The 15239-nt window shown below is 66.9% G+C and carries 15 protein-coding genes and 1 pseudogene; 4 read left to right on the forward strand and 12 right to left on the reverse strand.

The annotated features are described in order from the left end of the window. A pseudogene (locus tag KBZ15_RS06280) lies at positions 1–1014 on the forward strand (sulfite reductase, ferredoxin dependent); the annotation flags it as partial. Here KBZ15_RS06280 and KBZ15_RS06285 read toward each other — a convergent pair. The 11 genes from KBZ15_RS06285 to KBZ15_RS06335 form a co-directional block, all read right to left on the reverse strand. Beyond that, the gene (locus KBZ15_RS06285; protein WP_255014308.1) at positions 975–1700 is read right to left on the reverse strand and encodes a M15 family metallopeptidase; all 726 of its coding nucleotides are present in this window, start codon (positions 1698–1700) and stop codon (positions 975–977) included. The pseudogene KBZ15_RS06280 and the gene KBZ15_RS06285 overlap by 40 nt on opposite strands. Before the next feature lie 17 nt (positions 1701–1717). Beyond that, complete coding sequence (gene recG, locus KBZ15_RS06290; RefSeq protein WP_255014283.1) at positions 1718–4240, reverse strand: ATP-dependent DNA helicase RecG; 2523 nt, start codon at positions 4238–4240, stop codon at positions 1718–1720. Further along, positions 4189–5328 carry a hypothetical protein gene (locus tag KBZ15_RS06295; protein ID WP_255014284.1) on the reverse strand — a complete coding sequence of 380 codons (1140 nt, stop codon included), beginning with the start codon at positions 5326–5328 and terminating at the stop codon, positions 4189–4191. Before KBZ15_RS06295 ends, recG begins: the two co-directional genes overlap by 52 nt. 11 nt (positions 5329–5339) lie before the next feature. After that, positions 5340–5999, reverse strand: coding sequence for a translation elongation factor Ts (gene tsf, locus KBZ15_RS06300; protein WP_254930154.1), 660 nt, complete (start codon positions 5997–5999; stop codon positions 5340–5342). A 43-nt stretch (positions 6000–6042) separates the two neighbouring features. Beyond that, positions 6043–6756, reverse strand: coding sequence for a 30S ribosomal protein S2 (gene rpsB, locus KBZ15_RS06305; protein WP_255014286.1), 714 nt, complete (start codon positions 6754–6756; stop codon positions 6043–6045). Positions 6757–6899: 143 nt separating this feature from the next. Beyond that, positions 6900–7853, reverse strand: a complete 954-nt coding sequence (locus tag KBZ15_RS06310; protein WP_255014288.1) for a glycosyltransferase family 2 protein — start codon at positions 7851–7853, stop codon at positions 6900–6902. 73 nt (positions 7854–7926) lie between these two features. Further along, positions 7927–8082: a hypothetical protein gene (locus KBZ15_RS06315; RefSeq protein WP_011293689.1), complete on the reverse strand. Its 156-nt coding sequence runs from the start codon at positions 8080–8082 to the stop codon at positions 7927–7929. Positions 8083–8117: 35 nt separating this feature from the next. Further along, positions 8118–8810, reverse strand: coding sequence for an ATP-binding cassette domain-containing protein (locus KBZ15_RS06320; protein ID WP_255014290.1), 693 nt, complete (start codon positions 8808–8810; stop codon positions 8118–8120). Then, entirely contained in the window at positions 8810–9982 is a 1173-nt protein-coding gene (gene devC, locus KBZ15_RS06325) for an ABC transporter permease DevC (RefSeq protein WP_255014293.1), read from the reverse strand. Before devC ends, KBZ15_RS06320 begins: the two co-directional genes overlap by 1 nt. After that, positions 9982–10920 carry an efflux RND transporter periplasmic adaptor subunit gene (locus KBZ15_RS06330; RefSeq protein WP_255014295.1) on the reverse strand — a complete coding sequence of 313 codons (939 nt, stop codon included), beginning with the start codon at positions 10918–10920 and terminating at the stop codon, positions 9982–9984. Before KBZ15_RS06330 ends, devC begins: the two co-directional genes overlap by 1 nt. Beyond that, the gene (locus KBZ15_RS06335; protein WP_255014297.1) at positions 10917–11678 is read right to left on the reverse strand and encodes a phycocyanobilin:ferredoxin oxidoreductase; all 762 of its coding nucleotides are present in this window, start codon (positions 11676–11678) and stop codon (positions 10917–10919) included. The genes KBZ15_RS06330 and KBZ15_RS06335 overlap by 4 nt, the downstream gene beginning before the upstream one ends. A 48-nt stretch (positions 11679–11726) precedes the next feature. Here KBZ15_RS06335 and KBZ15_RS06340 point away from each other — a divergent pair, with 48 nt between their 5' ends. Continuing rightward, positions 11727–12995, forward strand: a complete 1269-nt coding sequence (locus KBZ15_RS06340) for a pitrilysin family protein (RefSeq protein WP_255014299.1) — start codon at positions 11727–11729, stop codon at positions 12993–12995. Then, complete coding sequence (locus KBZ15_RS06345) at positions 12992–14281, forward strand: pitrilysin family protein (protein WP_255014300.1); 1290 nt, start codon at positions 12992–12994, stop codon at positions 14279–14281. The genes KBZ15_RS06340 and KBZ15_RS06345 overlap by 4 nt, the downstream gene beginning before the upstream one ends. 34 nt (positions 14282–14315) lie before the next feature. Here the strand turns inward: KBZ15_RS06345 and KBZ15_RS06350 are convergent, their stop codons facing one another. Next, on the reverse strand, positions 14316–14531 hold the full coding sequence (locus KBZ15_RS06350) for an NAD(P)H dehydrogenase assembly family protein (protein ID WP_255014303.1): 216 nt from the start codon (positions 14529–14531) through the stop codon (positions 14316–14318). Between the two features lie 77 nt (positions 14532–14608). Between KBZ15_RS06350 and KBZ15_RS06355 the strand changes: the two genes are divergently transcribed. Beyond that, positions 14609–15184: a biotin transporter BioY gene (locus KBZ15_RS06355; protein ID WP_255014305.1), complete on the forward strand. Its 576-nt coding sequence runs from the start codon at positions 14609–14611 to the stop codon at positions 15182–15184. Positions 15185–15239 lie beyond the last annotated feature (55 nt).

A 15239-nucleotide genomic window follows, 5' to 3' on the forward strand; every position in this document is an offset into this window, starting at 1 on the left:
GATCCCCAAGGCAGAGCCAAGGGCTGCAACGTCTACGTGGGCGGTGGCATGGGCCGCACCCACAACAAGGAGGAAACCTTCGCCCGCACGGCCGACCCCCTCGGCTACGTAGCCAGCGAACATCTGCTCGATCTGGTGCAGTCGATCCTGGCCCTGCAGCGCGACCACGGTGACCGGGAGCAGCGGCGCCATGCCCGGATGAAGTATCTGATCCACGACCGTGGCGTGGCCTGGTTCAAGCAGGAGCTCCAGGCCAGCTATTTCGGCCATCCGATCAAGGCCCTGCGGCCTGAGCCCAAGGGCAAGCTCGAGGATTACCTCGGCTGGCACCGCCAGTCCAAGGGCCTTTGGTTTGTCGGCTTGCCGGTACTCAGCGGGCGGCTGGCCGGCGAGCTCAAAGCCGGCCTGCGCCAGCTGGTGGCCACCTACAAACTCGAGGTGCGGCTCACCCCAAACCAGGACGTGCTGCTCTGCAACATCGGCACGGCCCAGCGCTCAAGCGTGCGCGAGGCCCTGGCGGCTCTGGGTTACGAAGCTCCTGAACAGACCGCCCCCCTGGCGCGTCACGCCCTAGCCTGTCCTGCTCTGCCCCTCTGCGGCCTGGCAGTGACCGAGGCAGAGCGGATTCTTCCAGCGGTGCTGGAGCGACTCGACACCCTGCTGCAGCGCAATGGCATCTCCAAGTCGGTGCTAGTGCGCATGACCGGCTGCCCCAATGGCTGTGCCCGCCCATACATGGCCGAGATCGGCCTGGTGGGCAGCGGAGTCGACCAATACCAACTGTGGCTCGGTGGCACCCCCAACCTCAGCCGTCTGGCGGAGCCCTACCTTGAAAAAATGGCGCTGGCCGATCTGGAGGTCACCCTGGAGCCCCTACTGCAGGCCTGGCAAGGGGCCGGCGGGCGCAGCAGCCTGGGTGATTTCGTAACCGAGAGTGGCCGCCCGGCCGTTGAGACCTGGTTAGCTGCCGGGCTTCAAAGTTCCGCCCCCTCCTCTTTGTCCACCCGGCCGTAGCGGGCCTGGCTGGCACCACTGCGCCAGGCCCACAGCTGGTCTCCCCAGCTGAAGTGCCACCACTCGTTGGGATGCTGGACAAAGCCCCCTGCAGCCATCGCCTCGGCCAGCCAGTGCCGGTGCCGGTGCCAGCGAGCCGCCTCCCCGCCCGGATCTAGCCGGGCTGCCGCGGCATGGAAGGCTGGCTCTGATATTGGCCCGATTGCATCGATGTCGCCACCCATGGGCAGGGGCGCTCCGCTGCCATCGGCCAGGGTGAGGTCCACCGCCGCTCCAGTGCTGTGGGGGGGCGGCGTGGCGGGATCCCCACTCGGGGGAGCCCAGAAACGCCCCACTTCAGTGGCCACAAGGGCCCGCTCTGGCGAATCGGCATCGGGATCAACGCCGAGGCGGCGGCATTCACCCACCAGGGCGTGGCGCACCATAAAGCGCTGCACTGCCAGGGGTCGCCAGCCATCAAAGATGGCTAGGCGCAGTTCTGGGTGGTCCAGCTGCAGGGCCTGCTGCGCCAGGAGCAACCGATCCACCACCCCGCTGCGCAGCAAAAAGGGATTGCCATCGGAGCCGTAGGGCGCCCCCAGGGCCAGGTAGGGATGGGGTTCCAGCCGCCACAGGGCCCCAGCTATGGGCTGCAGCGGCTCACCGCAGTCGTGGATCGGAATCGGGCTCCAGGGACGCAGGGGCATGGCGGTCGATTGGGCGGTCAATTGAGGCGGGCGGCCTGGTCCATCTGACGGCGCCGTTGCTCGGCCAGGGCCTGGACCAGACCCGGATGGGCCTGCAGGTTGGGATCGGCCTGGGTGATTTCCTGGGCCACGGCCCGGGCCCGTTCCAGCACCTCGCCATCGTCGGTGAGGCTGGCCAGGGCGAGATCGGGCAAGCCCGACTGACGGGTTCCCAGCACCTGGCCCGGCCCCCGCAGGCGCAGGTCCATCTCGGCAATCTCAAAGCCGTCGCTGGAGCGCACCAGCAGTTCCAGCCGCTGGCGGGCCAGCAGGTTACTGCTGTCGTTGATCAGCAGACAGTGGGAGGCGGCCGCCCCCCGGCCCACCCGGCCACGCAGCTGGTGCAACTGGGCCAGGCCGAAGCGCTCGGCATGGTCGATCAGCATCACGCTGGCCTCGGGAACATCCACACCTACCTCCACCACCGTGGTGCTCACCAGCACCTGGGTGTCACCGGCGGCAAAGGCGGCGATGGCAGCCTGCTTGTCGGCGCTGTTGAGCCGACCATGCAGGAGGCCGACCCGCAATTCGGTAAATACCTCTTCCTTGAGCTGGTGATAGACCTCCACGGCCGAGCGCAGGTCGAGTTTTTCCGATTCTTCCACTAGGGGCAGCACCACATAGGCCCGTTGGCCCAGGGCCACCTGTTCCCGGATCAACCCATAGGCCCGCTGCCGCTGGCTGCCCTTGAGCAGGAGGGTGCGGATCGGCTGGCGCCCGGGAGGCAGACCATCGATCTGGCTGACGTCGAGGTCGCCATGCACCGAGAGGGCCAGGGTGCGGGGGATCGGCGTGGCCGTCATCGTCAGCAGGTGGGGCTGGAGCCCCTTGGCCAGCAGACGATTGCGCTGGCGGACGCCAAAGCGATGCTGTTCATCCACCACCACCAGCCCCAGGCGGTCGAACTGCACCGGGTCTTCCAGCAGGGCGTGGGTACCCACCAGCAATTGCAGCTGGCCATTGGCCAGGTCTTGTAGCAGGGCCCGGCGCCGGGGGGCGGGGGTTGAGCCGGTGAGCAGGGCCGAGCTGACATGGAGCTGGGGCAGCCACTCACCCAGCTTGCGGTAGTGCTGCTCGGCCAGCACCTCGGTCGGGGCCATCAGGGCCCCCTGACAACCGGCCTCGATGGCGCAGAGCAGGGAGGCCAGGGCGACGACGGTCTTACCGCTGCCCACATCGCCCTGCACCAGGCGGGCCATCGGCTGGGGGCGGGCCAGGTCGGCCCGGATTTCGGCCAATACCCGCTCCTGGGCCTGCGTCAGCGCAAAGGGCAGGATGGCAAGGAAACGCTCCACCAAACCCTCCCCACCGGGCAGCAACAGCAGGGGTGGGGCCTGGCGCTGACGGAGCTGGTGGCGGCGCTGGGCCAGAGAGAGCTGGAGCAGCAGGAATTCGTCAAACACCAACCGGCGCCGGCTGGCCTGCAGCTGCTCCTGGTTGGCCGGGGCATGGATCTGGGTGAGGGCATCGGCACGGCCTATGAGCCCCTGGCTGCGGCGGATCGACTCCGGCAGGGGGTCAGGCCAATCCCGCAGCAAGGGCAGCACCGCTGCCACCACCTGGCGCAGACGGTCGGCCCCCAGGCCCTCAGTGAGTCCATAGACGGGCAGCATCCGGCCGATGGCGCCTGAGCGCACCGGCGCCTGGGCCGACTCCAGCACCTCGATCAGGGGATCCTGAAATGCCGGGCCGTAGGCAGTTTCCTTGACCAGCCCACTGACGGCGACGGTGGCCCCGAGGGGATACTGGCGCTGCTGGGTTTTCAGCCAGCCGGGGCTCGAAAAACGCTGGCCGGCAAAAAAACGGCTGACCCGGATACGACCGGTGCAGTCGACAAGTTGCAACTCCAGAATCGAGAGGTTGGGATTGCGGGGGCTGGCAAAGGCGTGGCTGCGGCGCACCGTGGCCACGATCGTGGCGGTGCGCCCGGGCTCCAGGCCAGCGATCCGCACCAAATTGGCGTAGTCGAGGTAGTCGCGGGGGTAGTAGTGAAGGAGGTCGCGTGCCAGCAGCAGGCCCAGCTGGGCCAGCCGGCTGGCCGTCTTGGGGCCGACCCCGGGGATCTCGGCGAGGGGGGTATCAGCATTGAAATTCCTGACGGCCCCAGCCTTAGCGCTTGGCTGGCCGGCTGGCTGGCAGGCTGGCACCAGCCGCAACCGGGGTGGGGCCACGGCCAGCACGGGGCGATGGGCCTGGCGCAGGGCATGCAGGCGCTCCCGGCATTGGCGCACCAGCGACTGGCGTCTGGCTAGGGAGAGCTCGTCATAGCGGAGGAAACCCTCGCGCAGGGCAAGCACCCGCTCCAGCTCCGCCGCCGGCAGCCCCTGGGGCCCCTGCTGCAACTGCTGGGCCAGGAAGGCACTGAAGCAGCTCTGCCGCCCCTTGAGGTTGGCAAAGCCCCGGGCGGCCTCCAGCCCCAACGCCTGCTGCAGGGGCTGCAGCCAGGGCTCTAGGGCGGCAGGCTCGGCGCTGGCGGGGCTGGGTTGATGTCCTGCAGCCACAACTGTTCCGCCTCGAGCGCCTGAACGCGCCGCTGGATGCGGCGATAGTGCTGAGCCATTCTGCGCACCTCCTGGACATGCTGCTGGATCCGGGTGCGGCAGGTGCGCAGTTTGGCGAGCTCGAGTTCGAGATCCGCCGGCCGCAGCAAAACCGCCATGGCCTCAATGCGACCGAGGTCGGGTTCCATTCCCAGGGGCAGCGGCAAGCGCAACAGGTTGGCTGGAGCTTCCACCAGCTCAAGCTCACCGGCGAGAGCAGCATCCAGCAGGTTCAACGGCACCACGGTGCGGCTGATGCCAAGCCGCAGCAGCTCCCCATTGAGGGCATGGGAGAGGTTGCGAAGGCGACGACTGAGGGCCAGCTCGAAACCACCGATCCAGGCCAAAAGCTGATCTGGGGTGGTTGGCAGCCCCTCCCCATCCCATGGGCTTGGAGATGAGGGAGAGACCTTGCCCTGCCAATCCTGGAAGGCCTCGGCCAAAACCGAAAGCATGGAATCCTGACCGCCATGCCGATCGCTTTCCCCATCGCCATCCCTATCTCCATCGCTATCGCCATCGCCCTCCCCATCGGATTCGGCGGGCCCAGCTGACTGGGGGCGCTCACCCCGGGGGGTAAGGAAATCTGAGGCTATCGGCAAGGCCATACCCAGGTGGACCGAGCCCTCTGGCCCTTCTTCGGGCCATTTCTCTGGTGCTTTCTCTGGCCCTTCCTCCTGCTCGGCCCCGAACTCGGCGATTGAGTCGAGCACCCGGCGCCGCTGGCTGCGCCGCTCCCGTTGCTGCTGCCGGGCGATCTGGGCGGCGTGACCCACGACCCGCTCCAAGCTGAGCAGGCCGTTGGTGCGTTGCACCAGCTGGACAAGCCGACGGTGCAGCAACTGGCGGCTGGACTGGTCCAGGCCGCCGTAGCGATCGGGGTAGACCTGGGTTGCCAGATGGAAGCAGGCCTGCTGGACCGCCGCCAGCAGGCCATCTCGCAGCACCTGGAGGTAGAGGGCCAGGTGGTTTTCCAGCTTCGGATTGGATGCCAGCAGCTGACTCTCCAGCTCCTTGAGCTGGCGAGCTGCGGCCTCCAGAACCAGCAAGGAGCGCCCGCTCAGCTGGCCTGGGACATCGCTGCCACCTCAGCGGCGAAATCAGCTTTCTCCACCTCAATGCCCTCGCCAAGGGTGAAGCGGTTGAAGCGACGCACCTGGATGTTTTCGCCCACCTTGCCGGCCACCTGCTTCACCATTTCGGCCACGGTGACGGAACTGTCCTTAATGAAGGGTTGGTCGAGCAGGGCCAGTTCCTTGAGTCGTTTGCCAATGCGACCCTCAACGATCTTGACCTTCATCTGGTCTGGCTTGCCCGCCAGGTCATCGCGGCCCATCTCAATGGCCTTCTCACGATCGGAAACCGCCGCGGGGATCTGGTCCACGCTCACGTATTCCACGCTCGGGCAGGCGGCAATCTGCATGGCCACATTGCGCAGCAGCTCCTGGAAGCCTTCGCCCCGGGCGACGAAGTCGGTTTCGCAGTTGACCTCCACCAGCACACCGACGCGGGCGCCGGTGTGGATGTAACTGCCGATGGCACCTTCGGCCGCAACGCGACCCGACTTCTTCTCAGCGGTGGCAATGCCTTTCTGGCGCAACCATTCGACGGCCTTGGAGGTATCGCCGGAGCATTCCGTGAGGGCCTTCTTGCAGTCCATCATTCCTGCGCCGGTTTGGTCGCGCAGTTCCTTGACGAGCTTTGCCGAAATCTCAGCCATGGGGGGATGGGGAACGGAAAAAATAGATAGGGGGTTGGAGGGATCAGCCCTCCTCTTCACGGCCCTGGTCATGGGCACCCTGACGACCTTCGTTGATCGCATCAGCTAGCCGCCCGAGCACCAGCTGCACCGAGCGCACGGCGTCGTCGTTGCAGGGAATTGGCACGTCGCAGAGATCGGGGTCGCAGTTGGTGTCAAGCATCGACACCAGGGGAATATCCAATTTACGCGCCTCGAGCACGGCGTTGGTCTCCCGGCGCTGATCCACCAGCACCACCACGTCGGGCAGGCGGCGCATGTTTTTGAGGCCGCCGAGATATTTCTGGAGCCGCTCCAGCTCGCGTCGCAGCACGGCCGCTTCCTTCTTGGGGCGCAGGGCAATGGCGCCTGAGCTCTCCATCCGCTCCAGGTCTTTGAGACGGTCGATGCGGGCCCGCATGGTGGTCCAATTGGTGAGCATGCCGCCCAGCCAGCGCTGGTTGACGTAGGAGGCTCCGCAGCGGGTGGCCTCGATGGCGATCACCTCGGAGGCCTGCTTCTTGGTGCCGACGAACAGGAAGCGTTTGCCACTGCGGGCGGCGCTGCGGGTCCATTTGTAGGCGTTGTTCATGCAGACGGCTGTCTGCACAAGATCGATGATGTGTACGCCGTTGCGCGCGCAATAGATGTAGCGCGACATCTTCGGGTTCCAGCGACGGGTCTGGTGCCCGAAGTGGGCGCCCGCCTCCATCATTTCGGAGAGAGTGACGACAGCCATGGTGGGGTGTGGGGGGTTTCGGGTTTGCCTCCACCTGCCAGGGATCCGAAGCTGTCCAACCGGCACGGATCGCCGATGGGAGAACTCGCTCGGATCACCCGAAACACGCAGGTGTGCGGAGTGATTGGAACTTGATCACCCTATCAAATCGGGCTGCTTTGAACCTTGGTGGCAGCGAGGATCCGGGCCTCAGCAAACAGGCTCCTGACCCCGAGGCGGTTGAGTGGCAGTCGCAGCAATTCCATCGCCATGGCGGCCTGGCCGCCGCGGATAAGCCAGGCGAGCAGGGGCCTCAAACTGCGCTCGTTGAGCAGGCCCCCCAGGGTGAGAAGCTCCCAGAGCAGCAGATGCAACCAGGTGTACTGGACGATGAATCTCACCCGCAGGGTGGGGTGCTTGAGGAAAAACACCAGGCCCATTTTCGCCCGCTCCCGCTCCACCCGAATCAAATCGGGAATCTGCTCCAGCCGCAGGGCCGGATGCCAGTGGTAGCCCACCGCCTCGGGGCAGCGCACCAGCACAACGCCCAGCCGGCGCAGCCGTTCACCGAGTTCGAGGTCTTCCCAGCCGTAGAGCCGGAAGCGGGTGTCGAACAGGCCCGCCCGCTCCAGCAGCTGGCGCTCAATGGCCACGTTGCCCGTGGCGAAATAGGCGAAGGAGAGATCGCGCAGCTTGTGGGGCTCGCCGGTGGGATGGTCAAAGTTGGCCGTGTTGATCACTGCGCCGTAGGTGAAGCAGGGGCGATGACCGGGCCGGCTCCAGTGGCGTTGCAGGGCCTGGGCATGGCAACTCAGGAAGCTGGGGGTGACCACCAGATCGCTGTCGATGAAGACAATCACATCGCCCCTTGCCCCTTGCACCCCCCGGTTGCGGGCTGCAGCGGGGCCCCCATGCTCCTGCCTGATCAGCCGTAGGTGGGGCAGCTCGGCTGCGTGCTCAGCCAGCCAGCCCAAGGTGGCATCGGTGGAGCCGTCGTCCACCAACACCACCTCATAGCCGCTGATTGGGGCGGCCAGCTGCTGATCTTCCAGGGCCAGCAGACACTTGCGCAGGATCGGCAGCCGGTTGTAGGTGGGGATGACGACGCTCAGGAACATGGGTCGCCTGGAGGGCTGAACAAGAAAAAAGGGATCCCTGCGGATCCCCCAAGCAAGGCGCTAGAGGCGCTGATCAATCAGCGGCGCCACCGTTGTTGGCGGTGCCGGTCACGCCATTACCGGCGCCCTCGCCCCGGCCGTCGTTGCGCAGCTTGCGCTTCTTGAACTTGCGGGCGTAGGCGCGGTTGCGCTCCTGCTTTTCCTTCTTGAGATTTCTGCGCTTGGACATGCGGGAGGCAACCTGGGGTGGGTCAGTTCACAATCCTAATCAATCGCATAGGCCCCCTGGCTGAGCCGGCCATCCTCCATCTGCACCAGGCGGTCGGCCACATCGAGAATGCGGGGATCGTGGGTGACCATCAGCACGCCGCAGCCCTGGTCCTTGGCCAGGCCCTTGAGCAGCTCCACCACCTCGCGGCCGGTGCGGGAATCGAGCGAGGCAGTCGGTTCATCCGCCAGCAGCAGCTGGGGCCTGGCCGCCAGGGCCCGGGCGATGGCAACCCGCTGCTTCTGGCCCCCGGAGAGGTCGTGGGGCAATTTGTCCAGGTGGTCCTGGAGGCCGACGGCGCGCAGCCATTCGCGGGAGCGGTCGCGCCGGGCCCGATAGCTGAGGCCCTCAAGTAGGTCGGCGCCCATCTGCACGTTCTGCTCGGCGCTCAGGCAGCGCAGCAGGTTGTGACCCTGGATGATCATGCCGATGCGACGGCGCAGGCGCAGCCTGACGGCAGCGCTGGCGCCCCGCAACTCCTCGCCGAACACCTGCACCGAACCCTCCTGAACCTGGCGCAGGGCACCGATCAAGGTCAGCAGGGTGGTCTTGCCGCAGCCGGAGGGCCCCGTCAGCAGGACCACCTCCCCGGCCTCAACGCTGAGACTGATATCAATAAGCACCTGGCGACGCATGGCGCCGCTGCCGAAGTGATGCTTCAGAGCGCAGAGGCGCAGCATCGGGGCCATCAGAAGATCTCCGCCGGATCCGCATCGGCCAGCTTGCGCATGGCCAGCAGGGCCGAACCCATACACATCACCAGGATCATGATGAAAACGGTGAGTGCCCTGGTGGTGTCCATCGTCACCGGCAGCTGGGTGGCGTTGCGCACCACCAGGTAGAGCCCCTGACCGGCCGCGTAGGCCGGCAGGTAGCCGAAGGTGGCCAGCAGCAGGCCCTCGCGCGCCACCACCCCAAGCAGGCTGGTCAGCCGGTAGCCCATGGCCATCAAGGTGGCGTATTCGGGCAGGTGGTCACTCACATCTGAATAGAGGATCTGGTAGACGATCACGCAGCCCACCACAAAGCCCATGGCGGCGCCGAGGGTGAAGATGAAGCCGATCGAGGTGCTGGAGCGCCAGTAATCCTGCTCAAAGGCAATGAAGCCGTCCTTGGTGAGCACGGTGACGTCGGCGGGCAGCCGCCGTTTGAGCCGAGCCGCCACTTCAACCGGATCTGAGCCGGGCGTAAGCCGGATCAGGCCCACCTCAATGCTGCCGGGCGGTGTGTTGGGCAACAGGCGCAGGTAGGTTTCGTGGCTGGTGAGCAGGTTGCCGTCGGCGCCGAAGGAGGTGCCAAGCGCCACCAGGCCCGCCACCCGCACCCGCTGACCACTGATTTCACTTTCCACGGTGCGCCCGGAGCGGAACCAAGCGGCCACCGGGCCGAATTCGGGCCGGGAGAGCTCGTCGAACAGCACCCGACCCCGGTCTTGCAGCAACTTCGCCTTGCGGGCCAGGGAAGGATCGGTGAACAGGGGGTCGGCTGGCTCAAAGCCCAGGGTGAGAATTGAACGGGTGGCGCGGTTTTCAGGATTGCGCCAGAGCAGCAGGTTCCAATGCACCGGCGTGATGCCAACCACGGCGGGATCGGCCATGGCCTGCACCAGCCGGCGCCGGGGAAAACCAGCCATGCTCACCGAGCTGCTGGAGCGGGGGCTGATCAGCACCAGATCGGCATCGAGCAGGCGATGGATTGTCACGCTGGCATCGAAGAGGCCGTCGCGGAAGCCCAGCTGCATGAACATCAAGATGCCGGCAAAGGCAATGCCGGCCAGGGCCACCAGCAGGCGCATCGGCTGACGGGTGAGCAACAACCAGGCCAAGGGGATGCGGCGGCCCTGCCACAGGCGGGCAAACATCAGCGACCTGGCGGAGAGCTGCCGGCCCCGAGGCGGGCAATCACCTTCAGGCCCGTCAGGGCACGCACCCGCTGGCTATCGGCTGGGGCAAGGGCCACCCGCACCTCGACAATGCGGGCATCGGCGTCGCCGGTGGGGTCGGTGGAGAGCAGGCTGCGTTGCCTCACCTGGGGACTGATCCGGATCACCCGACCCTGGAGCTCGCCCTGGAAACCCCCGTTTTCGCTGATCAGGGCGACCGGCTGGCCGGGACGCACCCGGCCCACATCACTTTCGTAAACCTCAACCAGGGCCTGCATCCGGCTGCTGGCCCCAAGCTCGAGCACGCCGCTGTCCCCAGGCCGCTCCCCCACCCGGGCGTGCAACTTCAGTACGGTGCCGCCGATGGGGGCTCGCAGCTCGGTGAGCTCGAGTTCTCTATGAACCTTCTGCAGCTCCAACCAGGCCTCCCGGCGCTCCCCCTGGAGGGCGAGCAGGGCCGTTTCCCGGGTGTCCAATTCGCCGCTGGGTATGGCCCCGGAGCGGCTCAGGCTGCGATAGCGGTGGATGTCTCGGGTCTGCACCGCCAGGCGCTGGTCGAGATTGCCAATTCGGGCGGCAAGCAACCCCTGCTGGGCCCGCAGGCTGGGGCCCGAATCGAAGCTGGCCAGCAACTGGCCCTGGCGCACCTCATCGCCCTCCTCCACCAGCAACTGGCTGATCCGCGGACTGCCGCCAACGCCACTGATCGGCGCGGCCAGCACGCGCACATCGCCGTCGGGTTCGAGGCGGCCGAGGGCGGCCACCGCCTCTGGCCGGCCAGGCTGGACGGGAACGGCCGGGGGGGTGACCAGGGCAGGGCGCTGCTGGCGGCTGATGCCCACCACCAGCAACAGCAGCAAGACCCCGCCGCCAAGCCACCAGGCCCAGCTGGGCACGGCCCGGAGCGCCTTTTTCACGGAGCCGGCGGATCGTCGAAGAGCAGTTCCTCGATGTAGCGGTCTGCCCAGGCTGGGTTGAAGGCCTTCTCCAGCACCCTGCGGGTTTTGTCGTTTTGTTTCTGCTGCTTGCAATAGTGGAGCTGGCCCTGCCATCGCTCAACCGTAGCCGGATGCTGCGGCGGCTCGGCGTTAGCCGAATTGATTGCCGCCGTCAACACCTCCAGCAGGCCTGAGACCTCCGCGAGAAAGGCGGTTTCCTCCACCGGGCTGGTGGGGCGCACAAAGCGCACAAAGGAGGAGAAAATCGACCCCCAGCCAGGCAGTTCTCGCTCCTGGCTGAAGCCAACCCGGGGCCGGGAGGCGAGGGCGGCGCTGATGCCAGCCGGCAGGGCTGGCCCCACCGGGGAGAGATCGACGATGGCGGCGGAAACTCCGGCCGGGCCAGCCACGATGTCTGCACCGAAGATGGGCAGATCAAAACGCGGATCGGGGAAGAGCACGCAGTGCAGGATCTGCAAACCATTGCCGAGCCGGGCCGTCTCCAGGTGCAGCTTGCGCAGGCCGCGGCACTGGCGCAATTCATTGCGGATAAACAGGGCCTCCCCATCAAGACTGCCGCTGATGGCCTCAAGTTCGGGGTTGACCGCCAGGGGGGCCAGCTCGGGCAGTTCCAGCCAGGCCTGGCGGATCAGCCCTGCCAGGCGATCCACCAGGGGGTGGATCTCCCCGGGGCTGGGAATGGCTGGATCCTGACGGGATGGGGCAGCGGAACTCAAGGGGAGATGGCAGCCAGCAGAATGCAGATCCTGCCACGCATCTGAGCCTTGACATCGGCCCCGACTGCCCCCAAGTTGCCAGGCCTGGCCGAGCCCACTGAACTCCAGCTGGCCAATGGGGCCACGCTTGTCCAGCTGCCGCTAGCCGATTCTCCCCTGGTGTGTCTCGACTTCTGGTGCCGGGCCGGCAGCATCTTTGAGAAAGCTCCGGAAAGCGGTCTGGCCCACTTTCTCGAGCACATGGTTTTCAAGGGCAGCCAGCGGCTTGGCCCCGGCGAATTTGACCTCAAAATTGAGGCGATGGGCGGGAGCAGCAATGCCGCCACGGGCTTCGATGACGTGCACTACCACGTGCTGGTGCCCCCAGAGTCGGCAGCCCAGGCCCTGGAGCTGCTGCTGGATCTGGTGCTCCATCCCAGCCTCGAACCCAGGGCCTTTGCAATGGAGCGCCAGGTGGTGCTGGAGGAGCTGGCCCAAAGCGAGGACCAGCCCGACGAAATCGCCCTGCAACAGCTGCTCCGGCTGGGCTGTCCGGGCCATGCCTACGGCGAACCGATCCTGGGGCGCCGCGAGCTGCTTGCCGCCCAGACGCCCGAAGCCATGGCCGATTTCCACCGGCGTCTCTACGGCGCCAATCGCTGCGTACTGGCCCTCTGTGGGGGCGCAGACTTCCTGCAGCTCAAAGAAGGGATCGATGCGAGCGCCCTGGCCCAACTGGGCGCGATCGACGAACCGGCGACGCCGCCAGCCCTAGTGGTGCAGCCCGGGCTGCACCGGCTCACGGTGCCCCGGCTGGAATCGGCCCGGCTGCTGATGCTCTGGGGCCTGCCCCCGGCCAGCGATCTCCACGGCGTGATGGGAGCAGACCTACTCACTACCGTGCTGGCCGAGGGGCGGCGCAGCCGGCTGGTGGAGCGGCTGCGGGAGCAACTGCGCATTGTCGAGAGCATCGATCTGGACCTGCACGTGATGGAAAGCGGCAGCTTCGCCCTGCTGGAGGCGATCTGCGAAGCCGATGAACTCGGCGCCGTGCACCGGGCCATCGCCCAGGTTTGGGCAGAGCTCCAGGAGCAGGGCTTGACCAAGCCGGAGTGGCTGCGGGCCCAGCGCCTGGTGGCCAACGGCTATCGCTTTGGCCTGGAGGCCGCGGGTGGACTGGCCGGCCTGATCGGCAACAACCGGCTTTGGGGGCGGCACCAGGCCCTTGCCCTGCCTCTAGCTGAAATCGAGAACTGGAGCAGCCAGGAGCTGCTGAGCCAGGCCGTGCCCCTACTGGATCCAAGCCGGGCCTGCGTACTTGAAGCGGTGCCGGCATGACCAGTCAACTGGCCAGCTGGCAGAGCACTGAGCTCGCGGGGGGGCTGCCCCTGGTCTGGCAACGTCGGCCCGGTCCGGAAATTGTGGCCAGCCGGCTCTGGATTCGGGGCGGCAGCAGCGCCGATCAGCCGGGGCAGCGGGGAGCGGCCCAGTTGCTGGCAGGGTTGATGACCAGGGGCTGTGGTGACTACGGCGCCGATGCCCTGGCCGATCTGGTGGAGGGCCGAGGCGCGGCCCTGCGCTGCGAAGCCAGTGAAGACAGCCTGGTGCTGAGCCTCAAATGTGCCAGCAGTGACGCAGAGCAATTGTTGCCCCTTTTGGTGGCGATGGCGCGGGATCCCTGGCTGAGCCAGGACCAATTTGAGCTGGAGAGGGACCTCAACCTGCAGAACTTGCTACGCCAGCGCGAGGATCCCTTCCAGTTGGCCCACGACCAGCTGCGCGGGCAACTGTTCGGCGGCGGCCCCTACGGCCACGACCCCCTGGGGGTGGAGCAGGAGTTGGCTGAACTGCAGAGGGACCAACTTGCCGCGCTGGTGGCGCCCCTAGGAGCTGAGGGCGCCCTGCTGGTGGCCTGCGGGGATCTGCCCACCCAGCTGGCCGAGAGCTTCGATGGGGCCCTGGGGCGCTTTCCCTGGGCCACGGCCGCTCCGCGCTACGAGCCGGGCCCGCTGGCCCCCGCCTGCGGCCGGCCCATCGCCCTGCTTGAACAGGACACCGAACAGCTGGTGCTGTTGCTCGGAGTTGCCACCGTGCCCCTGGGCGATCCCGATGCCCTGGCCCTGAGGGTGCTCCATGCCCACCTCGGCCTGGGGATGTCCAGCCGGCTGTTTATGGCCCTACGTGAGGAGCGGGGCCTGGCCTACGACGTGGGCGTTCACCTGCCGGCCCGGCGCGGCGCCACACCTTTCATCTGGCACCTCTCCACCTCTGCTGAGCGGGCGGGGGAAGCCACCACCGCAGTGCTTGAGGAGTGGCAAAGGCTGCTTGAAACGCCACTCAGCCAAGGCGAACTGGCCCTGGCCAAAGCCAAATACCGCGGCCAGGACGCCATGGGGCGCCAGACCTGCGGCCAGATCGCCGATCGCCAGGCCCTGGTGCTCGGCCATGGCCTGGGCGAGCACTTTGTATCGGAGTGCCTGGATAGGGCCGAGCGGCTCGACGCCGAAACCCTGCTGGCCGTGGCTCGGCGGCACCTGGGGTCCCCGGCCCTCAGCCTCTGTGGTCCGGCCCAGGCCCTGGCTGCGGCCCAGCAGGCCTGGCAAAGCCATCCCCTAAACCGGTGAAAGCCAAGCTGGCCGGTCTTCAGCTGACCGGTCTTTAGCTGACCAATCTCAACTGACTCCTCTCAAACAAAAAAATCCCCCGGCGGAAGCGAACAGCCAGTTGGTTGCCGGCCTTGATCGCCGTCACCTCACCCACCTCGGCGGGATCCACCAGGTCGGGCGGACGCAGCATCGGCATCGCGTCAGCGGTTTTGAGATACCGGGGCTGGACCCTGAGCTGCACGCCTGCTCCCAAGTCGAACTGGTCCATGGGCATAGAAGCTGGTTTAAGGGTAGCGAGGCCGATGGCGTGACCCCCCAAAATGGATCCCAACCACGGGGGATGACTTGCGGGCCCTAGCCACCTGGAGCGGCGCAATCGCCGGTGTGCTGCTGATCCTGGTCGGTGGGCTGATTCAGGCCGCCGCCCCCCTACCCGCCGGCAACGGCAGCTGGATGCTGGCAAACCTGCCGATCACCCTGCAGGTGCCCGCCCTGCTGGTTGCGGCCCTGGTGTGCGGCCCCCGCAGCGGCATGCTGGCGGCGGTCGCCTACCTGAGCCTGGGCCTGTTCCAGTTGCCGGTGTTCCAGGGCGGAGGGGGCACCGCCTACCTGCTCGACCCAGGCTTCGGCTACCTGGCTGGCTTCATCCCGGCCGCCTGGCTGAGCGGCAAGCTGGCCCGCCAGGCGGGCATGAACGACCTGGTCAACCTGTTTGGGGCAGCGGTGGTGGGGCTGGCGACGGTGCAGCTCTGCGGCCTCGCCAACCTCCTGCTGGGTGCCCTGGCCGGCCGCTGGGGAGCCACCCTGGGCCCCCTACTGATCAGCTACAGCCTCGCCCCCTTGCTCCCCCAGCTGCTGCTCTGCTGTGCCGTGGCCGTGGTGGCCCTGCTGCTGCGCCGGCTGCTACTGGTGGAACCATGAGAAGGCCCCGAGCCCTGGCCTTCGCCATTGCTGCATTGGTGGTGCTGCTCGACCA

This window comes from Cyanobium sp. BA20m-p-22 (assembly GCF_024346275.1).
Lineage (GTDB): Bacteria > Cyanobacteriota > Cyanobacteriia > PCC-6307 > Cyanobiaceae > Cyanobium_A.

What these genes read in the sequence shown, in the direction of transcription:
- KBZ15_RS06285 (WP_255014308.1), bottom strand. Translation starts at nt 1,700, where the DNA reads ATGCCCCTGCGTCCCTGGAGCCCGATTCCGATCCACGACTGCGGTGAG.
- tsf (WP_254930154.1), bottom strand. Translation starts at nt 5,999, where the DNA reads ATGGCTGAGATTTCGGCAAAGCTCGTCAAGGAACTGCGCGACCAAACC.
- rpsB (WP_255014286.1), bottom strand. Translation starts at nt 6,756, where the DNA reads ATGGCTGTCGTCACTCTCTCCGAAATGATGGAGGCGGGCGCCCACTTC.
- KBZ15_RS06310 (WP_255014288.1), bottom strand. Translation starts at nt 7,853, where the DNA reads ATGTTCCTGAGCGTCGTCATCCCCACCTACAACCGGCTGCCGATCCTG.
- KBZ15_RS06315 (WP_011293689.1), bottom strand. Translation starts at nt 8,082, where the DNA reads ATGTCCAAGCGCAGAAATCTCAAGAAGGAAAAGCAGGAGCGCAACCGC.
- KBZ15_RS06320 (WP_255014290.1), bottom strand. Translation starts at nt 8,810, where the DNA reads ATGGCCCCGATGCTGCGCCTCTGCGCTCTGAAGCATCACTTCGGCAGC.
- devC (WP_255014293.1), bottom strand. Translation starts at nt 9,982, where the DNA reads ATGTTTGCCCGCCTGTGGCAGGGCCGCCGCATCCCCTTGGCCTGGTTG.
- KBZ15_RS06345 (WP_255014300.1), top strand. Translation starts at nt 12,992, where the DNA reads ATGACCAGTCAACTGGCCAGCTGGCAGAGCACTGAGCTCGCGGGGGGG.
- KBZ15_RS06350 (WP_255014303.1), bottom strand. Translation starts at nt 14,531, where the DNA reads ATGGACCAGTTCGACTTGGGAGCAGGCGTGCAGCTCAGGGTCCAGCCC.